Origin of the sequence: Polynucleobacter sp. MG-5-Ahmo-C2, from assembly GCF_018687735.1 — a bacterium.
In the GTDB taxonomy this organism is placed as follows: Bacteria; Pseudomonadota; Gammaproteobacteria; order Burkholderiales; family Burkholderiaceae; genus Polynucleobacter.
Map to the genome: position 1 here is coordinate 508,395 of NZ_CP061304.1, position 25,441 is coordinate 533,835.

Below are 25,441 nucleotides of genomic sequence, written 5' to 3' on the forward strand. Positions count from 1 at the left end.
GTAAACAAAGCGGTACATAAAAAGCCTAGATTGACTCTAGGCTTTTTTGTATCTATCACTTTATTTTTTCTTGGCGACCACTTTTTTGCTTGCTAACTTCTTCACCGGCTTACTTGTCTTGCTGGCGGTTTTGAATTTAGCCATCTGTGCTCTTGAGGGGGGATGGTTGATTGGTACGGCCCCCATTTTTTTTGCTGGGACTGAGATATCGCTAGATTTATGAGCCCCGCTCCAACTTGGCTCGGCAATCGAGTTAAAGGCCTCGCGTAGCTTTTCTCCCCATGATTGATGAATCATGGCGAAATAAGGATTTGCATCATCTAAGGTCACTAACTTGCTAGCCTTGAGAGAGTTCTTTTCATAAACCAGCATGTCTAATGGCAGCCCAACTGAAATATTACTTTTTAAGGTCGAGTCCATTGAGATCAAGGCACACTTGGTGGCTAGATTGAGGGGTGTCGTGAAATTGAGCACTCGATCCAAAATCGGTTTGCCATATTTAGATTCTCCAATCTGGAAGTAGCAAGTCTCGGGGGTGGCTTCAATAAAGTTTCCGGCCGAGTAAATGTTGAAGAGGCGCGGGCTCTCACCCTTCACCTGTCCACCAAAAATCATATTGCAATTAAACTCAAGACCAGCTTTTTCAAGCGCCAAATGATCACGCTCATAAACTTGTTTGATGGCATCACCCACAACAACTGCGGCTTCATATGAGTTGTTGGCCGTCCAAAGATTCTTGCCCTTAAAAAGTTGCCCTTGAAGCAGGATCTCTTTAACAGACTGAGTAATGGCAAGATTGCCAGAGCTCATGACTGCAAAAAAACGGTCATGATCTTTTTGGAAAATACTCATTTTTCTGAAGGTGCCGATTTGATCTACGCCGGCATTTGTGCGGGTATCTGAGAGAAAAACCAGGCCGTCTTTGAGACAAAGTCCAACACAGTACGTCATACCCTAACCCCTATTCATCGTTTCCTGGAATTATCTCTTAATTATCCAGAATGGGCTGCTAGGGCAGTTGTTGGATGGAAATGCTTGCACTTAGCTCCTCGCCACCACCCCCTGAGCGCACCCCTTTAACAGGTGCCGCAGAGTAGTAGTCACGACCAATAGCTAAACGAATATGACGCGCATCAATGAGGCAGGCATGTGTAATGTCAACGCTGGTCCAGACCCCCTTGTCGATGTCACTACAAAAGTCTATCCAAGCATGGCTTGCAAGATTTGGGGATTCTTCGGCAAAGAAATAACCGCTCACATAGCGGGCCGGGATATTGGATGCACGACATAGCCCGAGCATGATATGGGCGTGATCTTGGCATACGCCAGATTTCATGGCAAATGATTGGGCTGCAGTGGTGGCAAAGTTAGTTTGTCCTGGTGAGTATGCAATCAAGCCTTGAATTGCTTCAGTTAATTTCAGTACTTGATCAACTGAATTTTTCTTTGGAAGGCTATATGCAAAATACTCCAGCATTTCTTCGTTGGGTTCGGTTAGATGAGTTTGCTGAAGTAGGTAATAGGGTGAAACGGATTTTGCATCATCCTTAAACTCAAAAGCATCTTGTGTATACACCTCGCCCTCTGCCTCAATCATCATAGAGGTGTATGGGCTCTCTTGAACAAAAACGTTGCAAACGTTACCGAAGGTATCGATTGAACTCGTTGCTTTAATAGGAGTGCTAACCTTCCATTTATGAATTTCTTGGCCTATAAGGGAGGGCGGCGTGAGGCGCAACTCCTGGATGGAGTAACGCACGGGAGTTTCATAGCGGTATTCGGTACGATGACGAATTTTTAAGCGCATATTGTTTACTAACTCTTAGTTAGTGGCTAAAGGTATGAGATAAGCGTTACTAAACTCATCGGCGATATGATTGATGCGCTCCAGGAAGACTTCGATAAACTCTTCCAGACCTTGCTGAAAAACTTCATCAATATCGGAGTAATCCAAGCTGGCCTTGAGTTTACCGAGTAAACGCTCAATTTCTTTCGATTGTTGATTCTTGACTTCAGAGATCAAAGGAATGAGCTCATTCACGCAGCAGATCAATGAGCGCGGCATTTGTTTATTAAAGATCAGCAGTTGAGCAACCTGCTTTGGTGTGACTTGATCAGAATAGATTTGACGATAAATTTCAAAAGCAGAAACTGAGCGCAGCAGTGCAGCCCAGTGATAAAAGTCAAAGAACTTGCCATCGGCGCCTTCATCAGAACCTTTGTGTCTGAAGCTTTTCAGTGCTGCTTGATCTTCATACTTAGTTTCAAGAATACGAGCGGTGTTATCTGCTCGCTCTAAAAGAGTTCCAACGTTGATAAAGTAGAAAGCTTCATTCTTTAACATCGTGCCGTGCAATACCCCCCTAAAGAGATGGCAACGGTGTTTCACCCACTCGAGTAGTCTGCTGGGATCAGCTTGATGTCTTGCCTCTAGAATGCGTTGCAACTCTAACCAAGTGGTATTTTGGGTTTCCCACACCTCGGAAGTGATCTTCCCGCGAATCACACGGGCATTTTCACGCGCAGCGTATAAGCAAGAAACGATACTCGATGGGTTGCTAGTCTCATAGATCATGAAATCCAAGACATTTTCACGATTCACTTCATCATATTGGCTCAAAAAGGCATCTTCAAGCTTTGAAATAGTAAGCAACTTCTTCCAGCTTTGCTCAAGAAACTCTTTGGGCTGCGGGAGTAGAGAGGTTTGATGATTGACGTCGAGCATGCGGGCAGTGTTCTCTGCGCGTTCGGTGTAGCGGGCCATCCAATAGAGACAATCAGCGGTACGACTTAACATTTTTTATCCCTTTTACTCTTCTAAGACCCAGGTGTCTTTAGTTCCACCGCCTTGGGAGGAGTTCACTACTAAAGAGCCCTCTTTGAGGGCCACCCTGGTTAGGCCGCCTGGCACCATCTTGATGGTTTTGCCGGAGAGCACAAAAGGTCGTAAATCAATATGTCTTGGAGCAACACCTGACTCAACAAATGTTGGGCAGGTTGATAGTGCCAAGGTTGGTTGGGCAATATATTTATCGGGATTAGCAATGAGATGTTTTCTGAATTCTTCGATTTCAGCTTTGGTGGAGGCTGGTCCAACCAGCATGCCGTAACCACCTGCACCATGAGTCAGCTTAACAACCAACTTATCTAAATTCGCTAAGGTATAGGCCAAATCATCAGTCTTGCGACATTGGAATGTGGGCACGTTATTAAGAATCGGCTTTTCACCAAGGTAAAACTCAATCATTTCTGGAACGTAGGGATAGATAGATTTGTCATCAGCAATGCCAGTGCCAATCGCATTGGCTAAGGTCACGTTACCAGCGCGATGCGCCGATAGGAGTCCCGCAACACCCAAGGTGGAGTCAGAGCGAAATGCTAATGGATCCAAGAAGTCATCATCTACGCGGCGATAAATCACATCTACCCGCTCAGGCCCTTGAGTCGTTCGCATGAAGACTTGCTCGTTTTTCACAAACAAATCTTTACCTTCTACGAGCTCAACACCCATCTGTTGGGCAAGATAGCTGTGTTCAAAGTATGCTGAGTTGTACATGCCCGGCGTCAACACCACTACGTTTGGCTTCTTGACATCGTCGGGCTTAACAGACTTCAGACATTCCAATAAAAGATCTGGGTAGTGCTCAACAGGCGCAATGCGATATTTTTGGAAGAGATCGGGAAAGAGGCGCATCATCATCTTGCGATCTTCAACCATGTAAGAGACGCCAGATGGAACACGCAAGTTGTCCTCCAGCACATAGAACTCACCTTCACCTGCACGCACAATATCAATACCAGCAATTTGTGCGTAAATATCGCGTGGCACACTCACATTCCGCATTTCTGGGCGATATTGTGCGTTGTTATAAATTTGCTCTGCAGGAACGATGCCTGCTTTGATAATTTCTTCGTCGTGATACACGTCGTAAATAAAGCGATTCAATGCTTTAACCCGTTGACGCAACCCTGCCTCAAGCTGCTCCCATTCTTTAGCAGTAAAGATGCGGGGTACTTGATCAAATGGAATCGTTCTCTCTGATCCGAGGTCATCTCCATATACGGCGAAAGTGATGCCTACTCGTCTAAAGATGAGGTCGGCTTCGGCGCGCTTCAGACCCATGAGGGTGTCGCTCTGCTGCTTTAACCAATGATGAAAAATTTGGTAGTGGGGGCGTGCTTTGCCAGCGTCGTCGAGCATTTCATCAAAAGGCAGTTTCATAGTTATAAAACTAATGCCTTTAAGAAAGCTGGTTATGGTGATTTGAAGCAGCTTGGTGCTGTATTGCACCATATAAGTGCAAAGAGCTGAGTTCTGACCTATTGGGGCAGTTTAGCTCAGTTTTTGGGCTACTAAGCGTTTAAGTCACCCCTAGCAATCCGTCCTTTTTGTACCTCCCACTCACGCTCTTTGGTGGCGGCACGTTTGTCATGTTGCTTTTTACCCCTGGCAAGCCCAATTTCGCATTTCACATTTCCTTTGGAGAAATGGAGATTGAGTGGAACCAAGGTATAGCCTTTTTGCTCTACCTTACCAATCAATTTGCGTATCTCAATGGCATTGAGTAGAAGTTTTCTGGTACGGGTGCTGTTGGGAACAATATGCGTCGAAGCTGAAAGCAAAGGGGTGATATGACAGCCGATCAGAAACAGCTCCGCTTGGCGAATGACGACATACGCTTCTTTGACGTGCACGCGACCTGCGCGGATGGCTTTGACCTCCCAGCCCTCCAGAACAAGCCCTGCTTCAAAGCGTTCCTCAATAAAATAATCAAAGAAGGCTTTTTTGTTATCGACGATACTCATAGTTATTTAGCTTCCAAGATCGATTATGGCAGACGTCTACAAGACCGTTTTAATTGGCCAATCAGCCGACCGAATGTATGGCTTGGTAACTGACGTAGCGCGTTATCCCGAGTTTTTGCCTTGGTGCGGCGGAGTTGAAATTTTTGAGCAGAATGAGACAGTTCTGGATGCCAAAATCAATATCCATTTCAAGGGTATTAATCAGTTCTTTCATACGCGCAATATCAATCACCGCCCAGAAACGATTGATATGGTCTTTGTGGATGGCCCCTTTAAGCATTTTTCAGGGCAGTGGAATTTTATTCCCTTACGTGAGGATGCTTGCAAGGTCGAATTTAAGCTCCATTGGGAATTTAAGAGTGCCATTCTAGATAAGATCATCGGCCCTGTTTTTAGTCATATAGCCGGTACTTTTGTGGATTGCTTTGTGAAAAGGGCGGAGGAGCTTGATGTCTAGTCCTAGCCTAAATCTATTGCTATGCGATGCCAGAGAGGGTGAACCTGTTTTAAGTATGTTTACCTTAGAGTTAAAAGAAGGTGAGCTTGCGACCGTGGGTTTGGTTTTGGTGAGGGCTGGAATTGCCACCGGTCAAGATGATCCGCTCATAGCCCAAAAAGGCTGTTTTGGAGTCTTTGGGAAGCGCAAAGACTGGGATAGCCCTATTTACCCAGGGGATCGTTTAGAGCTCTATTCCCCCCTCTTAATTGATCCTAAGAGCATTCGGCGTAAGAAGGCCAATCAGAATCAGGATGCCAAATTTCAGGCTGCCGCAGCTAAAAGAAAGGCTAGGAGGCTATAATCTGTTTTTGCGACTAGGGGTTTTGCATGCGACTCATTCAAAAAGCACTCACTTTTGACGATGTGCTCCTTGTACCGGCTTATTCTTCGGTACTTCCTCGAGATGCCAATCTGGCAAGTAAGTTAACTCGAGAAATTTCTCTCAACACACCACTGGTGTCTGCGGCTATGGATACCGTGACCGAAGGTCGTTTGGCAATTGCCATGGCCAGCGAGGGTGGTATTGGAATCATTCATAAAAACTTAACGCCAGCCGAGCAAGCCCGCGAAGTGGCCAAAGTGAAGCGTTATGAATCTGGCGTTCTGCGTGATCCAATCACCATTGCTCCAGAAGTCACGCTACGCCAAGTCATTCAGCTTTCTCGTGAACATGGCTTCTCTGGATTCCCGGTGTTGGTTGGTAAAGAGGTTGTGGGGATCATCACCAATCGCGATTTGCGTTTTGAAGAGGATTTAGATGCTCCGGTAAAAACCAAGATGACTCCACGCGAGCGTTTGATTACCGTTAAAGAGGGCTGCTCATTAGAGGAAGCAAAACGCTTAATGAGTCAGCATCGTTTGGAACGCGTATTGGTTGTCAACGACAAATTTGAATTACGCGGTCTGATTACTGTCAAAGATATTCTGAAAGCCACTGAACACCCCAACGCCTGTAAAGACGGCGAAGGTAAACTCCGCGTGGGCGCAGCGGTTGGTGTGGGCCCTGATAATGATGAACGAATTGAGCTTCTAGTTCGCGCAGGCGTTGATGTGATTGTGGTGGATACCGCTCATGGTCATAGTCAAGGTGTTTTAGATCGCGTTAAATGGGTTAAGAAAACTTTCCCTCATGTTCAAGTGATTGGCGGCAATATTGCTACTGGCGATGCTGCTAAAGCTTTGGCTGATCACGGTGCTGATGGTGTCAAAGTTGGTATCGGTCCTGGATCAATTTGTACAACCCGTATTGTTGCGGGTGTTGGTGTTCCTCAAATCTCTGCGATTGTTAACGTAGCTGCTGCGCTGAAGGGAACAGGTATTCCTCTCATCGCCGATGGCGGTGTTCGCTACTCTGGTGACGTTGCTAAAGCATTAGCGGCTGGTGCCAGTGCTGTAATGATGGGGGGCCTTTTTGCTGGTACTGAAGAAGCTCCTGGAGAGGTGTTCTTGTATCAAGGTCGCTCATATAAGAGTTACCGTGGCATGGGCTCATTGGGCGCGATGGCTGATGGCTCTGCAGACCGCTATTTCCAGAACGATATCGTTGCAAATGCAGAGAAGCTCGTTCCAGAGGGTATTGAAGGTCAGGTACCTTACAAGGGCAGCGTACTAGCAATCTTGCATCAACTCACCGGAGGTATCCGTTCCTCGATGGGTTACCTCGGCTGCAAAACAATTGACGAGTTACATGAAAAAGCCAATTTTGTGGAAATCACTTCAGCGGGTGTACGCGAGTCACACGTTCATGATGTGAAGATCACCAAGGAAGCGCCGAATTACCACATTGATTAAGGCTGTTTCTTTCGTGCACGACAAAATTCTGATTCTCGACTTTGGTTCACAAGTTACTCAATTAATTGCTAGGCGTGTGCGTGATGCACGGGTGTATTCAGAGATTCACCCTTTTGATTGCGATCCAGAATTTATTCGCAAATTTATTCAAGAGCAGGGCGGCAAGGGAATTATTCTCTCTGGTGGTCCAAGCTCTGTTACTGAAGATGGTAGTCCTCGTGCACCTCAAATTGTTTTTGAATTGGGCGTCCCAGTTCTTGGTATTTGCTATGGCATGCAAACTATGGCAACCCAGTTGGGTGGTGCGGTAGCTTCTGCAGAGTCATTGGGTAAAGCGCGAGAGTTTGGCTATTCAGAAGTGCGCGCTCATGGCCATACCAACTTACTCAAAGGCATTCAGGATTTTTCTACTAATGAAGGCCACGGCATTTTGAAGGTATGGATGAGTCATGGCGATTCTGTAACGACCTTGCCCCCGTCATTTAAGTTAATGGCCTCTACCGGATCTTGCCCGATTGCTGGTATGGCTGATGAAGAGCGTCGTTTTTACGCTTTCCAATTTCATCCAGAAGTGACTCATACCATCCAGGGCACCGCAATCATTGAGCGCTTTGTACATGAGATTTGCCAATGTAAGCCAGATTGGGTGATGGGCGATTACATCAGTGAGGCAGTTGAAAATATCCGTAAGCAAGTTGGGGATGAAGAGGTCATTCTTGGCTTATCTGGCGGGGTTGACTCTAGTGTTGCCGCAGCCTTGATTCATCGTGCGATTGGCGATCAACTCACTTGCGTGTTTGTTGACCATGGTCTGCTTCGCCTGAATGAAGGCGATATGGTCATGGAAATGTTTGCGCGTAATCTAGGTGTTAAGGTTATTCGTGTTGATGCTAAAGAGAAGTTCATGGGTGAGCTGGCTGGTGTTGCTGATCCAGAGGCAAAGCGCAAGATCATCGGCAAAGAATTCGTAGAAATTTTCCAAACTGAGTCTGGCAAGATTCAAAATGCTAAGTGGCTTGCACAAGGAACCATCTATCCGGATGTGATTGAGTCTGCTGGTAAGGGAAAAAAGGGCGCGCATACGATTAAGAGTCATCACAACGTTGGTGGCTTACCAGAGGATATGCACCTGAAGTTGCTTGAGCCCTTGCGTGAGTTGTTCAAAGACGAAGTGCGTGAGCTTGGCGTGGCATTAGGTTTGCCACGAGAGATGGTCTATCGCCATCCATTCCCAGGCCCAGGTCTAGGTGTGCGCATTCTGGGAGAGGTAAAAGCAGAGTTTGCAGAACTCTTGCAACGCGCCGATGCTATTTTTATTGAAGAATTGCGCAATACTATTGATGAGCCAAGTCAAAAATCATGGTATGACTTAACCAGTCAGGCCTTCGCAGTCTTTTTGCCTGTCAAATCCGTTGGTGTGATGGGTGATGGCAGAACCTATGAGTATGTTGTTGCCTTAAGAGCGGTGCAAACACAAGATTTTATGACTGCACATTGGGCACATTTGCCTCATGAGTTATTGGGCAAAGTCTCAAACCGAATTATTAATGAAGTACGCGGTATTAATCGCGTGGTTTATGACATCAGTGGAAAACCACCGGCTACGATTGAGTGGGAATAACATTTTGGTTTGCATATTAGATGCTGGAACTACGTCAAACCGCTCTTGAAATACTGGCAATCACTGATCCGAAAACAAAGGTTGATCGGGTTAAGCAGTTATTTTCTGATTATCATCAACAGAGTATTACTCTAGATGTATCAAGCACTCTAAATTCGGAAGACCTTGCGCTTCCAGGGCGTCCACAAAAGCCAGAGTTGGTACCGCCATTGACTGTTCCCAAAAGAAGAATGGATACCGTTGATGGCAGGCTTTCCTTGCTGCACTCACTCGCTCATATCGAATTCAATGCCATGAATCTTGCACTTGATGCAATCTGGCGATTTTCTGATATGCCTGCGCAATACTATGAAGATTGGTTAAAGGTTGCTAAAGAGGAGGCTTATCATTTCAGTTTGATAGAGACCCACCTTCAATCTGTTGGAGTTGCTTACGGCGATTTTCCTGCGCACAATAGTTTGTGGGAGATGGTTGAAAGAACTTCAGACGCCGTCATTGCCAGAATGGCGCTAGTGCCGAGAACAATGGAAGCCAGGGGCTTAGATGCGGTTCCTGCTATTCGGGATCGCTTTAAGCAAATTAAGGATGCTAAGGTGGTTGAGATATTGGAAGTTATTCTGAGAGACGAAGTAGGGCACGTACTGATTGGTAATCAATGGTTTAATTTCTTGTGTACTAAGGAGGGCTTATCTCCTACTAAAGTGTATAAAGAGTTAGCTCGAGCTTATCGCGCTCCAGTATTAAGAGGGCCATTCAATTTAGAAGCCCGCAGACAGGCCGGATTTACCGTAGAAGAGTTAAGCTTACTTGGAACATAACTATAAAACTGGGAAATTTATGAACCTAACACGTCGAACATTGATTACAGCTGCAGCTTTATCTCCTGTTGCTTGCGGTGTACCGCTTTCTTATGAGCGTGGGGTTCCGATTGCAGCTCCTAGGCCAACCCCTACAGTGCGACCTCCGCAATTTGGTCAAGAGTGGTCCTACATTAAAAAAGATATCTTTAATGGAAAAACACTTGGCTTAATTACGGAGCGTATTTCCAAGATTGGATCAAATATCGTCATTGAACGCAGTACTGAAGACGGTGGAATGTTGCCCAGTGAAATTCAAACCTCTTGGGGTATGGTCGCAACCGATACCCAATGGCCTCGTTTGCTGAACTTTAGCCCCTCATTACCCCTATGGCCTCTAGAACTCTCCACAGATTGGAGTAGGCAATTTAATACTAAGTACAGTGTTGCTGGCTACCCTGATTCAAGATTGAATTGGCAGGAATATATGAGTGTTCAGGGCTGGGAAAAAATTACCGTTCCTGCAGGTACTTTTATTGCATTGCGCTTTCAAAGTCTCATTAACTACGAGAACTCAGATCCAAATAAAGTCGACTGCATTCGCAAAGAAACAGTTTGGTTTGCTCCACAAATCGGTCGTTGGGTTGCTCGCGAAGCCTCTGGCTCCTATCAAATTCAAGGACAGATCGGAAACGAAAGCCTAGAAGGAAGCTATCAATGGCAACTTACTTCTTATAAGTAGGTCTCATGCGTAGGTTATTTCTATTTGCATTGCCAGCATTTTTGGTGATTGCTCTAACGGGATGCATTTCTTCCCAACCCTATCCTAAGGGAGTTGTTTTACCTTCGCCCGAGACTACCCCTAAGGTTAGAGCGCCCAAAGTAGGGCAGGAGTGGGTATATATCGTTCGCAATGTTTTTAATCAGGCTGTGGTCGACACGGTTACTGAAAGGGTTGTAGCAGTTAATAAAGAAATACTAATAGAGCGCACTGGTATCAAGGCGGGACGTTTGCCTGATGAAATTCAGTCCCCCTGGGGCTATGTGCTGCAGGACCCTCGTTGGAGTCCTCCGCAGTTATTTCAACAGGTAATGCCTTTATGGCCCGAGCAATTGATTCCAAATTGGACGGGCTTTTATCGAACCCGTTACCAAGTGCCAGGCTATCCAAGTTCTACTTACTACTGGGGCTTGAATATCACTGCAGTCCAGTGGGAGCAGATGTCTGTTCCGGCAGGGCAGTTTTTAACTTTTAAATATCAATATGAGGCGCCCTATTTTGAGAGCAACGATCTTTTTAGGGTAGCCAATTACCGGAAAGAAGAATTATGGCTGTTCCCGGAAATTGGTCGTTGGGTCATCCGCAGGGGATATGGTCGGTACATAACCCCTGGGGTCTTTTGGGGTGATGCTTACTGGGAAGACAATCTTGAGTGGGAGCTTATCTCCTGGAAGTAAGCAAAGCGCTTAAAATAAGTGCATTGCTATGTATATTGTTAAAGAACTCTTTCCTACGCTGCAAGGCGAAGGCACTCATGCTGGACGTGCTGCGGTATTCTGCCGTTTTGCTGGCTGCAACTTATGGAGTGGTCGCGAAGAAGATCGAGCAACTGCGGTTTGTAAATTTTGCGATACCGACTTTGTAGGTAGCGATGGCGATGGGGGTGGAAAGTTTGCCTCTGCTCAAGATTTAGCAAACGCTATCGAATCCTCCTGGAAAAGTACTTCAGCGGGCCCTCAACAGCGCTATGTTGTTTTTACTGGCGGTGAACCACTTTTACAGTTGGATGAAGAGTTGATTGCCGAATTGCATCAAAAAGGTTTCGAGGTCGCCATTGAAACAAATGGCACCATCAAAGTTCCCAAGGGTGTTGATTGGGTTTGCGTTAGCCCAAAAGCAGGCTCTGATTTGATTGTCCTTCAAGCAAATGAGCTTAAGCTAGTAATACCCCAAGAGGGGCATGATCCATTAGAGAAGTTATTGGCGCGTTTTGAAAAGATGGATTACCGTAATCGCTTCTTGCAGCCCATGGATGGGGCAAACCTTAAAATGAATACTGAACTAGCTGTAAGCCTCTGCCAGAGGCGCCCGCTTTGGCGATTAAGCCTCCAATCCCATAAATTGATAGGTATTCGATAAAGTATTCGATAATCTGGCTAATCCCAGCAATACTATTCATTAGATCTGAATGACAAGTAAACAACCCGCAATCTCTATTACCCGTCGTCTTGAATTTGATTCAGGACATCGCATTCCCAATCATGATGGGCAATGCAAGCACTTGCATGGGCATCGCTATGCTATTGAGGTTACTTTGACTGGTGAGGTCGCCGACCATCCAGGTAAGGCTGATGATGGCATGGTTCTCGACTTTGGAGATATCAAGCGCTTAACCAACGAATATATTGTTGATCTTTGGGATCATGCATTTTTAGTTGCTAAAGAGGATGAAGGTCTTGTTGCTTTCTTGGCAACGCTACCTAATCACAAAACGGTTGTTTTGGAGCAAGTCCCTACTGTGGAAAACTTAGCCAACACTGCCTTTGCTATTTTGCAGCCGGCGTTCAGTAAGGCCTTTGGCGGACGCCTTGAACTCTCTGCTCTGCGCTTATACGAGACACCCAATTGCTGGGCTGACGTGCATCACCTCTAAATGAAGCAAGCAGAGCTTGACCGCCAGTTTATGCAGCAGGCTCTAGAGCAAGCTCAACTAGCTGCTCTTGCTGGTGAAGTTCCAGTTGGTGCTGTAATCGTGCGTGATGGCGAGGTAATTGCTAGAGCGTTTAATAAGCCAATTACCAATCATGATCCTAGTGCACATGCAGAAATGCTGGTATTAAGACAGGCTGCTCTCTCTGAAGAGAATTACCGACTGCCCGGGACTACTTTGTATGTCACTTTAGAGCCTTGCACAATGTGTGCGGGTGCAATGCTCCATGCCAGAGTTGATCGTATTGTTTTTGGGGCCTCAGATCCAAAAACAGGTGCCGCTGGCAGCGTTTTGGATGTATTCTCATCAAAACAAATCAATCATCAAACCACTATTGAAGGCGGCATGATGGGCGAAGCGTGCGGTCAATTGCTGCGTGATTTCTTTAAGGAGCGACGTTGAAATCCATTCACTTGATTGCTCCTTCTGGAGCAAGCTTAGATGATAAAAGTCCTTTAGCTGGTATCGATTGGCTCAAGAGCCAAGGAATTGCAATTCAGAATGCAGAGTGTGTGCAGCGGGTTCATGAGCGTTTTGCTGGAAGTGATGAGGCACGCTTAAGTGAATTAAATTGCCTGGCTAGACTCAAATCTAAAACTATTGTGATGGCAATGCGGGGTGGTTATGGCATTCATCGTTTGCTTCCCGATATTGATTGGGCTGGTATTGCTCAATCCATTAGCAATGGTTTGCAAGTTTGTGGTCACAGTGATTTCACGGCCTTTCAACTGGGTTTATTGGCCAAGACTGGCGCCATCACTTTATCTGGGCCAATGCTAAATTATGATTTTGGCAGAGCGGATGAGAGCGGTAGAACAATCCCTCCCGATGAATTTATGTGGAGGCATTTTCAGACCGCCATTCAAGAGCAAACACTTGATTGCAGCGTATCTGCACCACAGTCGTATTTAGCTAAAGCGAGTTGCAATAAAATTATAGGGATTTTATGGGGTGGTAACTTGACCGTCCTAGCGGGCTTAGTCGGAACCCCCTATTTACCATCTGTGCACCAAACTAAAAATGGCATCTTCTTTTTAGAGGACGTAAATGAGCATCCGTATCGTATAGAGCGTATGTTGATGCAATTGCTAGATGCTGGAGTGCTCGAGAATCAAGCTGCGATTGTCTTAGGTGGATTTTCTGCCTATCGCCTCTATGATCACGACAAAGGGTACTCGTTGGATCGAGCTATCGAAGTTATTCGTAAGCGTTTGCCCGAGAACATTCCCATTTTGACGGACCTGCCTTTTGGTCATCAAGCCAATAAGCTAACTTTACCCGTGGGCGCTCAAGCTACTTTAGATTACAGTGCCTCCGGCTTTACCCTCAAAGCGAATTGGTAGATGTGTATAAGACCACTTCTTGTAAGAATCAGCATAGGGGTTGTTGCACTTACTTTTGCGGGGGCGTTAATGGCAACCGAAGAACCTAAATTTTCCATCTTAGAAAAAACGCCCCCATTTGAGCTGAGATCTTATGCGCCGATGATTTTGGCTGAGGTGCAGGTTGAGGGCGACTTAGACGAGGCCTCAAGTCAGGGTTTTCGACTGATTGCTGCTTATATTTTTGGGCAGAACCAGGTGAGCGAAAAGATTGCTATGACCGCACCTGTAGCTGTTGAGGAGCAATTACCTAAAAGCGCGAAGATTGCAATGACTGCCCCGGTCAATATTGAATCGAATTCTGGTAAATGGACTGTTTCATTTGTGATGCCTTCTGAGTACGCCATGGAAAGCTTGCCAAAGCCTCTGAATTCGAAAGTGCAACTTCGCCAGATTCCGGCAGTGAAACGAGCAGCCATCACTTTTTCCGGCTTTTACAATGAGAGCAAGGTTGCTGAAAGAACTCTAGAGCTAGAAGATTGGATGAGGACTAAAAATCTTCAGGCGGTTGGCTCACCAAAATTCGCTCGCTACAACCCACCCTGGACATTACCCTTTATGCGCCGTAATGAGATCATGATTGACGTTCGTGACTAGAAGTCCCTCGAGCTTAATTATTTAAGCCTCAAAACTTTTCAGTAAAAACTGAGCACCACCATCTATACCTAATGCCTTGGTAAGAATAGGTAAGGCTTCTGCTAAATGCTTCTCAAGAGTCCATGGCGGATTGATGATAAACATTCCGCTAGATTGTAAGCGTCGCTCCCCAGGAGCATTTTCAACGCGTAACTCTGCGTGTAACCATGAGCGTTTATGGTTTACGGCGATTTTCTTCATGCGATCTGGAAGTGCTGCTGATTCTCTTCTGGAGAGTGTTGGGTACCAAATCGCATAGCAACCAGTAGCAAAGCGTTGGAGGGCCTCTTCCATTGCCTCCTCAAGATATCGGTAGTCTTGTTTATCCTCATAAGAGGGATCGATCAACACTAGACCGCGTCTGCTAGGCGGAGGAAGCAAGCCCTTCAGTCTGTTAAAGCTATCTTCAGCATAAATATCAATTTGCTTGGCCTGTTTTAGTTCACCAATATTGTGTCGCAGAATATCGATCTCTTTAGGGTGGAGCTCAAAGAGTTTGAGGCGGTCTTGTGGTCTGAGTAGGCGAGCTAAGATAAAAGGGGAGCCAGGATAGGCGTCAAGCTGATCACCAGTATTTTCCGTCTGAACGATTTCCAAATACCTTTGGATGCCCTCTGAGATGGGCTTACCTTGTTTAATAAACTCCAAGAGACGAACTATTCCGCCTTCAGCTTCCTTGCTCACTGCGGCAAAGCCATCTTTGAGGCTGTAAATACCTGCTCCAGCATGAGTATCAACAATCGTTAATGCGCCAGGTTTTTCCTGTAGATATTCCACTAGATGAATTAGGGTAAGGTGTTTCAGAATATCGGCATGACTGCCGGCGTGAAACGCGTGTCGATAACTAAACATGGTGAATCACTCTGACTTTGAGGGTGATATATTCAATTGGGCTTTAATAAATAAAGCTAAGGTAATCAACAGAATCGCTATTGATGCGTACTGTAGTGGCAAATTGAATTCATGGTCCATGATTTGCGTGAGATGGGCATAAATTGCAGCTATACCGCCAATGGCTACAAGACGCAGCCAGATACCCTTAATTAAAAGGTATTGCTCTGGAATGCGATTGGCAAATACAGCCCCCAATATTCCGCACCAGATGCCAAATCCAGCTCCGCCTAATACATCAGTTAACCAATGGGCCCCAACTGCGCTGCGTGAGAGACCTACCAGGGCTGCAACAAAAAAGAGAAGCAACATGGGTGTACGTTTCTTTTTATCGCAGGAAAAGTACAAGGCAGTGGCGATTGCAAAAGCCGTTAGAGTGTGGCCAGATGGAAATGCTTTATGAAGTAAGGGCTCACCAAGACGATAAAAACTACCTTCTGCCAGAACACCGGCTGGTCTCGGTAGGTCAAAGTAATTTTTTAATATGGGACTAGTAATCGCAGACAGGGCACCAGCAATGATTCCGGCTGTTAATACACGGGGCGCTAGTAGGATGAGTGGAAATGCTATGGCGAAAGTGCCCCAACCATTACCTAGAAACGTTAGCCATGCCCAAAGTGTATTGGGCAATAAATGGGTAAGTTCATTAATAAATAAAAAACTACTCGTTTGTAGTTCTCCAAAATAAATTGCAAGTGCGAGCCCTAGCGGGGCCAGTGGAACAAACCAAGCGAATGTCGGAATGACTTTTTTGTTCATTACGCCTAGCGACCTTTGGTCTTATCTGCATCTTGTAGCTGGATGCTGACTTTTTCTAAGACCTGAGCAACGGTGATCGCTTGCATACAAACATTATCGTGACACGGTGTTTTGCGATGATTGGCTGCACTCACACAAGGAGAGCAGGCCAAGTTTGCAGTGATTGCAATCGAGTTTCCTACGGAGCCATAGAGTGCCGGCGTCTCTGGTCCAAAGAGAACAACAGTTCTTAATGGGGTCACAGCGGAGAAGTGGCCTGGCCCAGAGTCATTTGTCACCATGACGTCTGAGAGTGTGTAAAGGGGCGGTAGTTCTGCAAAACTGACTTGACCAGCAAAGTTCAAGGCATTTTTTATATTAGCTACAGCACGAACTTTTTCTACATAAGCAATTTCAGCAGGGGAGCCAGTAATCAGAATGAGATCGCTTGGATATTGTTGATGAACGCCCTGGATTAATTCAGAAAAGCGCTGCTGCGCCCAACGACGTTGCGGCAATAAATCGCTGGCATTGGGGTTAATCAAAATGAGGCGATTTTTGCCATGAACGTATTCAATACCAGCTTCTTTTGCCAGTTTTTCAATACGAGTACGTACTTTCTCAAGGGCCGCAGGATTAATGACGGCTTGCTCTAGGCGTACCTCAGAGTCTGGAATCTGAATTTTGCTAAATGGTACTTCAATCTTCTGAGCAAAAGCTGCATGAATCAGAGAGAGAAAGTTCTTGGTAATGTGGATGTGTGGGTTGTAATGCACCTTACGGGTCAGCATGAAGCCACGCCACAAGCCTTCACCGTGAAAGATGTGATAGCCCACGCGACGTCGAGCACCGCATAAACCTGTGAGTAAGGCTGTAAAGCGTGAGAAAAGCTCTAGATCAATAACGGTATCAATGCGATGACGGCGAGCAATGATCAGGAAACGTAAGGTATCTTTAATTAAGCCACTTAAGCTAGAGGAATCAATTGTAAAAACATTTTCTGGTTTGACAGTATTTAATAGTGTCAAACTGGCGCGATTACTTTTAAAGATAAGAAAGAACAGTTCGGCGCCACGAGCCTGCGCATTGCGCATTGCAGGGTCAACCAAAATCGCACTCCCCATTTCGGAGAGCTCAATAAAGAGTAATTTTTTTGGACTGCCTGGACCACGATTAAATATATTCTTTACTGCATCGAGTAGGGCTACCAATGGGCTGGCGATTGCGCAGAGCGGCACACCGACCCAATGATCAATGGCACGCATGGAATTGACGCTAATAGTCATAGTTTTGCTCTGAAGAAATTATTTTCGTTTTAGTAAAAAATATGCGCCAGGTAAAACTGATAGCACAGTGATTGCGCCGTAGCTGATAGATGCCAACACAGTTAAAGAAGGATTAACACCCCATAGCGCCAATACAGAAGATAAGGTGGCCTCACGTAATCCCCATCCTGAAATACTAATCGGCAACATAAGAAGTAGGCTAAGTGCCGGCAGGCCAATCATTAAACTTGCGATAGGTGCTTCGGCGCCATATGCTCTCAGGCAAAAGCTAAATGCCAAGATGATGCAGCTATGTATGCCAATTCCAAATAATGCTTGGGCGATATTGGTAGGCCAAGCAAAAGCAAGTTTCACGCCAGGCATCGCATGATTCATATTCAAACGATCCAACAGTTTTTGAAGTAGTTGGCGACTAGGGGCCCACGCCAAGACAAAGGCAATAGTGAGTCCTGCAAGTAGCATGACAGCCATTACGGTGTAGCCCAAATCTTGGCCCCAAACAGCCAGAGTTGCTCCGCCCAGGATCAAGCCAATGCCACCTAATAAATTGTTGCCAGCAAGGCCAAGAAGGCGATCTACTAGAGTGATTGCAAAGCTCAAGCGCAGTTTTGGGGTTGAGTGCCCTAGGTCTACTGAGTGATGAAGCTCTTCATCTAATTGCTTTGTCTCGCTGAGCTTATCCCCATTGGTAAAGTGGGTTGCAGTGATGGCGCGATAGCTATCGCCACCCAATGTACTTGGCAAGCCTTGGTTAATGAGGCCGCCTGCAAAATAAAGGGCAATATAGCTTTTGAGGCTACCCTCAAAGCCAACACTTCGCATTAAGAAGCCCCAGCGTAAACCGCCACATATAAATGCACAACATATTGCGATAGCTGCTGCGATTAACCAAATTGGCTCCATTTTGATTTCAGAATCTAGGAGCGTATGCCAATCGATTCCGCTGGTTGCTTTCCATAGCAGTGCAATCGACAGCAAAATACGAATAGTGGGCCATGCGCGTTTCAGAATTGATTTCCACCCGGAAGGGTTTTTGGGGGTGGCTTGGGGCGTTGAACTCATAGGCGTAAGGATAATGCCTTGGGCACCTAAGGTCCTGAATTTAGGTCAATTACTTGGCTTGGGTGGGCCCCTGCCAGTTACTGCAAAGGCTAAAGTCAAATTTTGACAATACTTGGCCAAAACGCTGGATTTCTAGAGTATCCAAGGGCTCGCAGCGCTCAAAGGCTGACTTGCCACCAACAGGGGGTGGGAAGGCCATACCAGACCAATTCATTAGGAGAATGTTTGCCCCTGGAGGAATTTGGCCAAACCAGAGATCAAATTGATCTTTTCTTTGATCAAGAACAAAGACTGGAATTGGTTTTGCATACCAAGCGGCACGACTACCTAGCGTCCAGTTTTGCACGGCGATCCCATTCGCTTTGGTGGCTTGAGTTAACTCAGCAGCTTTTTGCCCTGCAATTTTCCAGCCATAAAGATCAGCAATCGGATTTGATTTAATGGTTGCAGAAGAAATGCCACCAGATAAAACATATCCAAAGCCAATAATGCATAGCGCAATTTGAAAGATAAATAAAGCGCGTATAACGGATCGATGTTGAACGGACCAAGCCTTTGCTAAACCAATGCCAGCAAACGGAGCTAAGCAAAACCACGCTGGTGTTGTCCAATGAGGTAAACCACCGCCACCAGAAAGGCTTGCAAAAATGATGAACGGAATAAAAAAGAATCCAAGCAAGGACAATAAAGAAAGTTTTGTCGCATGCATGCAATCCTTGAGGAAGATATAGCTTCCCATGACAAGAAGGGGACCAAAGACGATAATCTGGATTCCAAGGAATGCGCCTAACCTGCGCCATGCCCATTCAGCGCCGCCTCCATGGGCAATTTGGTATTTAAAGGAAATCCAATCATTCACCCAATTCCAATAGAGCACCGGTCCAATCAGAACTAGGGCGAGTAGGGTTGCGCTCCAGAAACCTATTTTTCCAATCCAAGATTTTTTACGAGCACTTACAAAGACAAGCAGTAGAGCTAGGGCGGTAAAGATTGCAGTGTATTTACTCAAGCCCGCCAATCCAAGTAGGAGTCCAGTCAAAAGCCAATCACCCATCGTGAAGTGGTCTTGGATTAGCCAACGAAGTGCCATGAGCATTAAGCCAAGACTTAAGGGCGCTAACAGAGTGTCTGGTAATAATCCAATTGCGAGCACATGCGGCATTGGTGCTGCAATGATGGTTAGAACAGCCATCAGCCCACAAGTATTGGCTGAGGGCAATGCGCTGGTGAGGTATCCCGAGTTACGGCCTTGGATGAAACGGTGAATCTCCAGTGTCACTTGGTAAACCAAAAGGCAAGAGATAACCCAAAGTAGTTCAGGTATTAGACGAATCAAACCTTCTGAAGAGGTGAGTGCAACGAGGGGCCACTGAATCCAACCAACTAATGGCGGATGATCAAAATAGCTCCAAGCCAGGTGTTGGGCATATAGCGCATAGTGCGCTTCATCAACTGAAAATTCAATTGAAAAACCCAAGGCAAAATGCACTAAGGCTGCTATGCAAATGCAGATTGCGGCCCAGCTTGAGGGTGATTGATGGCGCATGTATCAATTTTAGACTTACTCGGGTCATTCTTTGGGACAATCATGCTTATGTTGAAACGTGTTTTACGCTCCTGGATTCTCATTGCGCTGATTGGACTAGCTGGCTGCGCTGGTTTTGGCGGGTCAGTCCAAGATGAGTCTGGCCAGGCTTTTGATCCTAGTAAGCTCCCAGCGCAGGATGAGTTGCCGAAATTTTCTGCTGAGACTGCACGCGATGGCATGCCTAATGGCTGGAATTTTTATCGCATTGCGCCCTATAAGAAAAATACGGTTTACCGCCTTGAGAACTACCAAGGTAGAACCGTCCTTAGTGCGAATTCTAAAATATCTGCTTCAGGCTTGGCGGTGAAGTTACGCCCAAGACAAGCAAACAATTTATGGTTACAGTGGGAATGGAAGGCATTGAGCGCTATTCCTGATGCTGATAATGCAGAGCGTTATCACGATGATGCACCACTGAGAATACTGGTGGCGTTTGATGGCAATAAATCAAAACTATCATTGAAAGAAAAGATGAACTTTGAGATGGCCAATCTCATTAGTGGCCAAGAGATGCCTTATGCAACCCTGATGTATATCTGGTCAGGCAAGTCTCCTGTTGATACGATTATCACTAATGCGCACACCTCGCGTATCAAAATGATTGTGGTTGATTCTGGCTGGGATAATTTAGATGCTTGGCACAAACATCAACGGAATCTTGCTGCTGATTATCAGCGCGCCTATGGTGAGGTTCCAGGTGAGGTCATTGGGATCGCCTTGTTAACTGATACGGACAACACTAAATCAGAAACACGCGCCATCTATGGCGATATTGAACTCATTCGTAAGAATCCTAAGTAAATAATGTTCAGGAATGGGAAGGGCGCCACCGCTTTAGAAGTAGAGCATTGCTGAGTACACAAAAGCTTGATAGTGCCATCGCACTACCCGCCAGCATGGGTGATAGATAGCCTAGGGCCGCTAGGGGAATCCCAGTTGAATTGAAGATGAAGGCCCAAAATAAGTTCTGTTGAATCTTTTTCCAGGTTCTCTTGGAGATATCAATGGCATCTGCAACTAAGGTAGGGTCTCCGCGCATCAAAGTAATGCCTGCAGCCTGCATGGCAACATCTGTGCCTGTAGACATGGCCATACCAACATCTGCTGTAGCGAGAGCGGGGGCATCATTGATACCGTCACCTACCATCGCAACCCAATGTCGGCCACCATCCTGATTGGATGATTGCAATTTGCGAATAATATCTGCTTTATTGTTTGGCATGACCTGCGAAAAGACTTCGTCGATACCAATGGTATGACCCACGCGATTTGCTGCTGCACTGTTATCACCAGAGAGCATGACAGTGCGTATCTGCAGTTGATGTAGGGAGGCAATAGCCGCTATTGCATTGCTTTTGAGTTCATCGCCAAAGGCAATGATCGCAATTGGTGACGACGTGGATTCATTTACGAGTACTGAAACAGTCTGCCCTGCGTCAAAACAAACTTGCGCTTTGCGAATAATGTCTTCTTGATGTGGGTTTGATTCGAGCGAAGCAATACTTTGCAGACAGAGATCAAGACCCATCCAAGCCCCAGTACTGGGTTTGCCTCTAATGCCGATTCCTGGCAATGCCCTACTCTCTAAAGGTGAAATTGGGCTAATGCCTTCTTGCTTGGCCGCATCCAGTAAAGCCTTAGCTAAAGGGTGCTCGCTACCCAATTGCAAGCCTGCTGCACTGGCTAAGATGCCATGCTCATCAGGTGAACTGGCAAATGAAATGATATTGAGAAGTCTGGGTTTGCCAATAGTAAGCGTCCCAGTTTTATCAAAGGCAACAATATTTAAGCGATGTGCCAACTCAAGTACTTGAGGATCTTTAATCAAAATACCAAAACGTGCTGCAATTCCAGTTCCCGCCATAATTGCCGCTGGGGTTGCTAAGCCAAGCGCGCAAGGGCAGGCGATCACTAATACGGACACTGCACGCAATATTGCGATTGAAGCAGAGTCCAAATAAAACCAATTAGCTAGTCCAGTGATTATGGCAATCACAATGACGCTTGGTACAAAGATTGCGCTCACCTGGTCTACCAATTTTTGAATGGGAGCCTTCTGAGTCTGTGCATCTTCTACTAAAGAAATGATTTGAGAAAGAACACTTTCAACGCCAACAGCTTGCGCCTCAATCACCAAAACACCTTCGCCATTCAGTGATCCCCCAATCACTTTTAGGCCAATGGATTTTTTAACTGGAGCGCTTTCTCCGGTCAGAAGCGATTCATCTATATGGCTAGCCCCAAGCAGGATTAAGCCATCCACAGGAATGCGCTCCCCAGGTAGAACCAATACACGGTCTTTAGGGAACACCTGCTCTAGTGGCAGATCGCGAAATTGATCTAATGGGGAACCTTCTGCGATAGTAATGCCGGGGTCAATGACTTTGGCATGCTCAGGCCACAGTTTTTGTAATGCGCGAATGGCTTCACTAGTTTGTTGCTTTGCACGAGCCTCCAACCATTTACCCAAGAGGACCATACAAATAATGACGGCAGATCCTTCGAAATAGAGTTCATGAACCGCATGAAATGAGGTCAACATTTGATATACGCTTAAACCATAAGCAGCACTTGTTCCAATGGCGATGAGTAAATCCATGTTGCCAACGCCGGACAAAAGCGCTTTAAAGCCAGACCTGTAGAATCGCCACCCAAGCAGAAATTGGACCGGACTTGCTAATAGAAGTTGCCATTTTGGTGAGAGCGCCCAGTCGATACCAAATGGCATGAGAAACATGGGTAAAAATAATGGAGCTGAAAGAGTAAAGCCTAGTAAAACTCTTCCCAAACCATCTCTACCCCAAAATGATTGTGAGGACTTTGCTTCAGTAATTGAGTGAGGGTTGCTTATTCGAGCTTCGTAACCCGTCTTTTTAACCGCTGCAATTACTTCATCAATTTTGGTAATGGAGGATGCATTGAGGCGAATTCTGGCTTGCTCTGTTGCTAAATTGACGCTGGCAGCTTCGACGCCGGGTATCTTATAAAGCACTTTTTCAACACGGCCAACGCAAGAGGCGCAGGTCATGCCACCAATATCCAGGGTAAATAGCTCAGAACTCATCTCTTTTGGGGCACTCATATAGAAGATAATCTACTGCATACAACCATATTTACTGCAAAAGGGCTGATATGTTGAGTTTAAAAGTATCTGGTATGACTTGTGGGGGCTGTATCAATGCCGTAACTCGGGCAATTCAAGCTCGGGATCCGCAGGCTAAGGTACAAGCTGATTTAGCTTCCCAGATGGTTAATCTTGAGACTTCCTTATCGATTGTTCAAGCGAGCCAAATTATTACGGACGCGGGCTTTCCTGTTGTTCAATGATCGTCAGACAATCCATCGGGACTCGTTCAGCAAAGATTTGCTTGTGCGGTTAATCTACCCGCTATTCATTAAAAATTAACAAAAGTAATTCTGAAGGTCCATTTGGAATTACTAGCTATAGGAGAAAGTAGTGTCAGTTACTGTAGAAGCTGTACAAGGGGCTCTCAAGAGTTTGCTTGATCCCAATACAAAGATTGACTTTGTAACAGCTAAAAATATCAAAAATTTACGTGTTGAAAATGGCGATGTTGCACTGGATATCGTTTTAGGTTATCCCGCTAAAAGCCAATTTGATGCGATACGTAAATCAGTTATTAATGCTGTGCGCGAATTGTCTGGCGTTAAGAATGTGAGTGTTAATGTCAGTAGCCAAATAGTTGCGCATGCTGTGCAACGTGGCGTGAAGTTACTTCCTGGTGTAAAAAATATTATTGCCGTTGCTAGTGGAAAAGGTGGTGTTGGTAAATCAACCACTGCTGTGAATTTGGCATTGGCTCTTGCGGCAGAAGGTGCGCAAGTAGGAATATTGGATGCTGATATCTATGGGCCAAGTCAGCCAATGATGTTGGGTATTACCGGTAGACCAGAATCCATTGAGGAAAATACGATCGAACCAATGGAAGGTCATGGCTTGCAAGCTAGCTCTATTGGTTTCTTGATTGAAGAGGATGCGCCAATGGTATGGCGAGGTCCAATGGTCACTTCTGCTTTAGAACAACTTTTACGTCAAACTCGTTGGCGTGATCTGGATTACTTAATTGTGGATATGCCACCAGGTACTGGCGATATTCAGTTGACTTTATCGCAGAAGGTACCCGTTACTGGCTCCGTAATTGTGACCACTCCACAGGACATTGCATTATTAGATGCCCGCAAAGGTTTGAAGATGTTTGAGAAGGTAGGCGTCCCTATCATTGGCATTATTGAAAACATGAGCACCTATATTTGCACTAATTGTGGCCATGAAGAGCATGTCTTTGGTAGTGGTGGCGGTGAAAAAATGTGTAAAGAGTACGGCGTAGATTTCTTGGGCTCATTACCTCTGAATTTATCAATCCGTGAGCAGGCGGATGCAGGGCGACCAACGGTAGCGGCTGACCCAGATGGCGCTATTAGTGCGATCTATAAAAACATCGCTAGACAGGTTGCGATTCGTGTTGCAACTTTGTCAAAAGACATGAGTAGCAAATTTCCAACTATTGTTGTGCAAAATACCTGAGGCTCTGAGGATTTATGCGCTTTGCTGTGTTAATGCGTAAGCAAAATCTAGACAACCCATGGGTTTCATATCGATGGGTTCCCCAGGAAGTGCTGCCTGATTTTGGACAATTCAATCCCCAGAGTCTCGAAAGCAATTCCATCTCGGGCCAATTCTTAGGGCGCGATACCGATGGAGAGTCTTGGTTATTTACTGGCTTTGAATTAAACCTTTTTCCAGATGAAGCTGAAGGCTACTACCTCAATGTCTCTGCAACAACACCTGCATGGTTTGTAATGTGGAGGTTGGAGGAGGATATTGAGCGTTACATCGATGAGCAATCCCTTCCCTTGGCTAAATCAGGAACTATGATGGCAGTGCCGCACCGAATTTGCGTGAGCTATAACGAGGCCGCTCGCTTGCTTGATGGTGGAGAGTCGGTTGATACAGTTCCTATGAGTGACGAGCACGCCTCTTGGCTGCAAGAGTATGTGAATGAAAACTATCGGCCTGAACCAAAAAAACGGCATAAGCCAGCCTCATTCAAAGGCGCTCAGCGCTCAGCGGAGGAATGATGGCGGATGGTTTCTTAAGTCGTTGGTCTAAGCGCAAAGCTGGCAATCAGGATGAGCCAGTGCAGCAGATAACAGAGGCTGCACCGAATCCTTCACCTGTTATTTCAGAAGTTCAAGCTCCGCCGCCAGCATCTCTGGAGGATGTGGAGAAGATCGACCGTTTTGATCCAGACTTTTCTGCATTTATGAAGCCAGATGTTGATCCGGCCGTTCAGCAGGCTGCGCTTAAAAAGATGTTTACTGATCCACATTTCAATGTGATGGATGGCTTGGACATTTATATAGATGATTACTCTAAACCTGATCCTTTGCCGCCCGGCATGCTCGAGCGAATGGTGCAGAGCGATATGCTCAATCTTTTCCGCAAGACTGCTGATGCTTCTCCAGCAGAACAAGCAGCATCAGCCCAATCGAATGAAAAGCTTTTGGATGCTCAAGGCCAAACTGATTTAACATCCACAGATTCCGTGGGGAAGACAAAATCCCCTCATTTGGATGAATTGCCAATAGAGTCCTCCCAGAAAAAAACCTAA

The 25,441-nt window shown here is 45.9% G+C and carries 28 protein-coding genes; 17 read left to right on the forward strand and 11 right to left on the reverse strand.

Annotation, left to right across the window (positions count from 1 at the left end; all coding sequences use genetic code 11):
• Positions 1–60: 60 nt before the first annotated feature.
• The 5 genes from C2740_RS02690 to smpB all read right to left on the reverse strand — a co-directional run bounded on the left by C2740_RS02690 (position 61) and on the right by smpB (position 4,806).
• Complete coding sequence (locus C2740_RS02690; protein WP_215293873.1) at positions 61–951, reverse strand: peptidase; 891 nt, start codon at positions 949–951, stop codon at positions 61–63.
• A gap of 58 nt (positions 952–1,009) precedes the next feature.
• Positions 1,010–1,807 carry a transglutaminase family protein gene (locus tag C2740_RS02695; RefSeq protein ID WP_215293874.1) on the reverse strand — a complete coding sequence of 266 codons (798 nt, stop codon included), beginning with the start codon at positions 1,805–1,807 and terminating at the stop codon, positions 1,010–1,012.
• A gap of 15 nt (positions 1,808–1,822) precedes the next feature.
• Positions 1,823–2,797, reverse strand: a complete 975-nt coding sequence (locus C2740_RS02700; protein WP_215293875.1) for an alpha-E domain-containing protein — start codon at positions 2,795–2,797, stop codon at positions 1,823–1,825.
• A gap of 12 nt (positions 2,798–2,809) precedes the next feature.
• On the reverse strand, positions 2,810–4,222 hold the full coding sequence (locus C2740_RS02705; protein ID WP_215293876.1) for a circularly permuted type 2 ATP-grasp protein: 1,413 nt from the start codon (positions 4,220–4,222) through the stop codon (positions 2,810–2,812).
• Positions 4,223–4,353: 131 nt separating this feature from the next.
• A complete protein-coding gene (gene smpB, locus C2740_RS02710; RefSeq protein ID WP_215293877.1) occupies positions 4,354–4,806 on the reverse strand; it encodes an SsrA-binding protein SmpB in 453 nt (150 codons plus the stop codon).
• A 25-nt stretch (positions 4,807–4,831) separates the two neighbouring features.
• Between smpB and C2740_RS02715 the strand changes: the two genes are divergently transcribed.
• The 12 genes from C2740_RS02715 to C2740_RS02770 all read left to right on the forward strand — a co-directional run bounded on the left by C2740_RS02715 (position 4,832) and on the right by C2740_RS02770 (position 14,204).
• Positions 4,832–5,263, forward strand: coding sequence for a type II toxin-antitoxin system RatA family toxin (locus C2740_RS02715; RefSeq protein ID WP_215293878.1), 432 nt, complete (start codon positions 4,832–4,834; stop codon positions 5,261–5,263).
• Positions 5,256–5,606 carry an RnfH family protein gene (locus tag C2740_RS02720; protein ID WP_215293879.1) on the forward strand — a complete coding sequence of 117 codons (351 nt, stop codon included), beginning with the start codon at positions 5,256–5,258 and terminating at the stop codon, positions 5,604–5,606. Before C2740_RS02715 ends, C2740_RS02720 begins: the two co-directional genes overlap by 8 nt.
• Positions 5,607–5,632: 26 nt before the next feature.
• The gene (gene guaB / locus C2740_RS02725; RefSeq protein ID WP_215293880.1) at positions 5,633–7,096 is read left to right on the forward strand and encodes an IMP dehydrogenase; all 1,464 of its coding nucleotides are present in this window, start codon (positions 5,633–5,635) and stop codon (positions 7,094–7,096) included.
• Positions 7,097–7,109: 13 nt separating this feature from the next.
• Positions 7,110–8,717 (forward strand): glutamine-hydrolyzing GMP synthase, encoded by a 1,608-nt coding sequence (guaA, locus tag C2740_RS02730; protein WP_215294283.1) that lies wholly within the window; start codon positions 7,110–7,112, stop codon positions 8,715–8,717.
• Between the two features lie 20 nt (positions 8,718–8,737).
• Entirely contained in the window at positions 8,738–9,535 is a 798-nt protein-coding gene (locus tag C2740_RS02735) for a ferritin-like domain-containing protein (RefSeq protein ID WP_215293881.1), read from the forward strand.
• A 19-nt stretch (positions 9,536–9,554) separates the two neighbouring features.
• On the forward strand, positions 9,555–10,256 hold the full coding sequence (locus tag C2740_RS02740) for a hypothetical protein (RefSeq protein WP_215293882.1): 702 nt from the start codon (positions 9,555–9,557) through the stop codon (positions 10,254–10,256).
• Positions 10,257–10,261: 5 nt separating this feature from the next.
• A complete protein-coding gene (locus C2740_RS02745) occupies positions 10,262–10,972 on the forward strand; it encodes a hypothetical protein (RefSeq protein WP_215293883.1) in 711 nt (236 codons plus the stop codon).
• Between the two features lie 28 nt (positions 10,973–11,000).
• Positions 11,001–11,654, forward strand: coding sequence for a 7-carboxy-7-deazaguanine synthase (queE, locus tag C2740_RS02750; RefSeq protein WP_215293884.1), 654 nt, complete (start codon positions 11,001–11,003; stop codon positions 11,652–11,654).
• 49 nt (positions 11,655–11,703) lie between these two features.
• On the forward strand, positions 11,704–12,168 hold the full coding sequence (queD, locus tag C2740_RS02755; protein WP_215293885.1) for a 6-carboxytetrahydropterin synthase QueD: 465 nt from the start codon (positions 11,704–11,706) through the stop codon (positions 12,166–12,168).
• Positions 12,169–12,627 (forward strand): tRNA adenosine(34) deaminase TadA, encoded by a 459-nt coding sequence (gene tadA / locus C2740_RS02760; protein ID WP_215293886.1) that lies wholly within the window; start codon positions 12,169–12,171, stop codon positions 12,625–12,627.
• Positions 12,624–13,568, forward strand: a complete 945-nt coding sequence (locus tag C2740_RS02765) for an LD-carboxypeptidase (RefSeq protein WP_215293887.1) — start codon at positions 12,624–12,626, stop codon at positions 13,566–13,568. Before tadA ends, C2740_RS02765 begins: the two co-directional genes overlap by 4 nt.
• Positions 13,569–13,637: 69 nt before the next feature.
• On the forward strand, positions 13,638–14,204 hold the full coding sequence (locus tag C2740_RS02770; protein ID WP_215293888.1) for a heme-binding protein: 567 nt from the start codon (positions 13,638–13,640) through the stop codon (positions 14,202–14,204).
• Positions 14,205–14,225: 21 nt separating this feature from the next.
• Here C2740_RS02770 and C2740_RS02775 read toward each other — a convergent pair whose 3' ends face one another.
• Genes C2740_RS02775 through C2740_RS02795 form a run of 5 tightly spaced genes read right to left on the reverse strand, consistent with a single transcriptional unit; the run spans position 14,226 to position 19,766 of the window.
• Positions 14,226–15,095, reverse strand: coding sequence for a 23S rRNA (adenine(2030)-N(6))-methyltransferase RlmJ (locus C2740_RS02775; protein ID WP_215293889.1), 870 nt, complete (start codon positions 15,093–15,095; stop codon positions 14,226–14,228).
• A gap of 6 nt (positions 15,096–15,101) precedes the next feature.
• Positions 15,102–15,893, reverse strand: coding sequence for a phosphatase PAP2 family protein (locus tag C2740_RS02780; protein ID WP_215293890.1), 792 nt, complete (start codon positions 15,891–15,893; stop codon positions 15,102–15,104).
• A gap of 5 nt (positions 15,894–15,898) precedes the next feature.
• Complete coding sequence (locus tag C2740_RS02785; RefSeq protein ID WP_215293891.1) at positions 15,899–17,158, reverse strand: glycosyltransferase family 9 protein; 1,260 nt, start codon at positions 17,156–17,158, stop codon at positions 15,899–15,901.
• Positions 17,159–17,176: 18 nt separating this feature from the next.
• Positions 17,177–18,220, reverse strand: a complete 1,044-nt coding sequence (locus C2740_RS02790; protein ID WP_215293892.1) for a lysylphosphatidylglycerol synthase transmembrane domain-containing protein — start codon at positions 18,218–18,220, stop codon at positions 17,177–17,179.
• A 49-nt stretch (positions 18,221–18,269) separates the two neighbouring features.
• Positions 18,270–19,766 carry a glycosyltransferase family 39 protein gene (locus tag C2740_RS02795; RefSeq protein WP_215293893.1) on the reverse strand — a complete coding sequence of 499 codons (1,497 nt, stop codon included), beginning with the start codon at positions 19,764–19,766 and terminating at the stop codon, positions 18,270–18,272.
• A gap of 48 nt (positions 19,767–19,814) precedes the next feature.
• Here C2740_RS02795 and C2740_RS02800 point away from each other — a divergent pair, with 48 nt between their 5' ends.
• Positions 19,815–20,609 carry a DUF3047 domain-containing protein gene (locus C2740_RS02800; RefSeq protein ID WP_215293894.1) on the forward strand — a complete coding sequence of 265 codons (795 nt, stop codon included), beginning with the start codon at positions 19,815–19,817 and terminating at the stop codon, positions 20,607–20,609.
• A 7-nt stretch (positions 20,610–20,616) separates the two neighbouring features.
• Here C2740_RS02800 and C2740_RS02805 read toward each other — a convergent pair whose 3' ends face one another.
• Positions 20,617–22,890 carry a cation-translocating P-type ATPase gene (locus C2740_RS02805; protein ID WP_215293895.1) on the reverse strand — a complete coding sequence of 758 codons (2,274 nt, stop codon included), beginning with the start codon at positions 22,888–22,890 and terminating at the stop codon, positions 20,617–20,619.
• A 50-nt stretch (positions 22,891–22,940) separates the two neighbouring features.
• Here C2740_RS02805 and C2740_RS02810 point away from each other — a divergent pair, with 50 nt between their 5' ends.
• The 4 genes from C2740_RS02810 (at position 22,941) to C2740_RS02825 (ending at position 25,441) form a co-directional block, all read left to right on the forward strand.
• Positions 22,941–23,135 carry a heavy-metal-associated domain-containing protein gene (locus C2740_RS02810; RefSeq protein WP_215293896.1) on the forward strand — a complete coding sequence of 65 codons (195 nt, stop codon included), beginning with the start codon at positions 22,941–22,943 and terminating at the stop codon, positions 23,133–23,135.
• A 130-nt stretch (positions 23,136–23,265) separates the two neighbouring features.
• Positions 23,266–24,354, forward strand: coding sequence for an iron-sulfur cluster carrier protein ApbC (gene apbC, locus C2740_RS02815; RefSeq protein WP_215293897.1), 1,089 nt, complete (start codon positions 23,266–23,268; stop codon positions 24,352–24,354).
• Positions 24,355–24,368: 14 nt separating this feature from the next.
• A complete protein-coding gene (locus C2740_RS02820; RefSeq protein WP_215293898.1) occupies positions 24,369–24,908 on the forward strand; it encodes a DUF3305 domain-containing protein in 540 nt (179 codons plus the stop codon).
• Positions 24,905–25,441: a DUF3306 domain-containing protein gene (locus C2740_RS02825; protein ID WP_251369677.1), complete on the forward strand. Its 537-nt coding sequence runs from the start codon at positions 24,905–24,907 to the stop codon at positions 25,439–25,441. The genes C2740_RS02820 and C2740_RS02825 overlap by 4 nt, the downstream gene beginning before the upstream one ends.

Coding starts and splice junctions, on each gene's coding strand:
- C2740_RS02715 (WP_215293878.1), top strand. CDS start 4,832: ATGGCAGACGTCTACAAGACCGTTTTAATTGGCCAATCAGCCGACCGA.
- C2740_RS02775 (WP_215293889.1), bottom strand. CDS start 15,095: ATGTTTAGTTATCGACACGCGTTTCACGCCGGCAGTCATGCCGATATT.
- C2740_RS02720 (WP_215293879.1), top strand. CDS start 5,256: ATGTCTAGTCCTAGCCTAAATCTATTGCTATGCGATGCCAGAGAGGGT.
- tadA (WP_215293886.1), top strand. CDS start 12,169: ATGAAGCAAGCAGAGCTTGACCGCCAGTTTATGCAGCAGGCTCTAGAG.
- C2740_RS02820 (WP_215293898.1), top strand. CDS start 24,369: ATGCGCTTTGCTGTGTTAATGCGTAAGCAAAATCTAGACAACCCATGG.
- smpB (WP_215293877.1), bottom strand. CDS start 4,806: ATGAGTATCGTCGATAACAAAAAAGCCTTCTTTGATTATTTTATTGAG.
- queE (WP_215293884.1), top strand. CDS start 11,001: ATGTATATTGTTAAAGAACTCTTTCCTACGCTGCAAGGCGAAGGCACT.
- queD (WP_215293885.1), top strand. CDS start 11,704: ATGACAAGTAAACAACCCGCAATCTCTATTACCCGTCGTCTTGAATTT.
- C2740_RS02745 (WP_215293883.1), top strand. CDS start 10,262: ATGCGTAGGTTATTTCTATTTGCATTGCCAGCATTTTTGGTGATTGCT.
- C2740_RS02810 (WP_215293896.1), top strand. CDS start 22,941: ATGTTGAGTTTAAAAGTATCTGGTATGACTTGTGGGGGCTGTATCAAT.
- C2740_RS02825 (WP_251369677.1), top strand. CDS start 24,905: ATGATGGCGGATGGTTTCTTAAGTCGTTGGTCTAAGCGCAAAGCTGGC.
- C2740_RS02695 (WP_215293874.1), bottom strand. CDS start 1,807: ATGCGCTTAAAAATTCGTCATCGTACCGAATACCGCTATGAAACTCCC.
- C2740_RS02785 (WP_215293891.1), bottom strand. CDS start 17,158: ATGACTATTAGCGTCAATTCCATGCGTGCCATTGATCATTGGGTCGGT.
- C2740_RS02780 (WP_215293890.1), bottom strand. CDS start 15,893: ATGAACAAAAAAGTCATTCCGACATTCGCTTGGTTTGTTCCACTGGCC.
- C2740_RS02700 (WP_215293875.1), bottom strand. CDS start 2,797: ATGTTAAGTCGTACCGCTGATTGTCTCTATTGGATGGCCCGCTACACC.
- C2740_RS02800 (WP_215293894.1), top strand. CDS start 19,815: ATGTTGAAACGTGTTTTACGCTCCTGGATTCTCATTGCGCTGATTGGA.
- C2740_RS02805 (WP_215293895.1), bottom strand. CDS start 22,890: ATGAGTGCCCCAAAAGAGATGAGTTCTGAGCTATTTACCCTGGATATT.
- C2740_RS02740 (WP_215293882.1), top strand. CDS start 9,555: ATGAACCTAACACGTCGAACATTGATTACAGCTGCAGCTTTATCTCCT.
- C2740_RS02735 (WP_215293881.1), top strand. CDS start 8,738: ATGCTGGAACTACGTCAAACCGCTCTTGAAATACTGGCAATCACTGAT.
- C2740_RS02705 (WP_215293876.1), bottom strand. CDS start 4,222: ATGAAACTGCCTTTTGATGAAATGCTCGACGACGCTGGCAAAGCACGC.
- C2740_RS02790 (WP_215293892.1), bottom strand. CDS start 18,220: ATGAGTTCAACGCCCCAAGCCACCCCCAAAAACCCTTCCGGGTGGAAA.
- C2740_RS02690 (WP_215293873.1), bottom strand. CDS start 951: ATGACGTACTGTGTTGGACTTTGTCTCAAAGACGGCCTGGTTTTTCTC.
- C2740_RS02795 (WP_215293893.1), bottom strand. CDS start 19,766: ATGCGCCATCAATCACCCTCAAGCTGGGCCGCAATCTGCATTTGCATA.
- C2740_RS02770 (WP_215293888.1), top strand. CDS start 13,638: ATGGCAACCGAAGAACCTAAATTTTCCATCTTAGAAAAAACGCCCCCA.
- guaB (WP_215293880.1), top strand. CDS start 5,633: ATGCGACTCATTCAAAAAGCACTCACTTTTGACGATGTGCTCCTTGTA.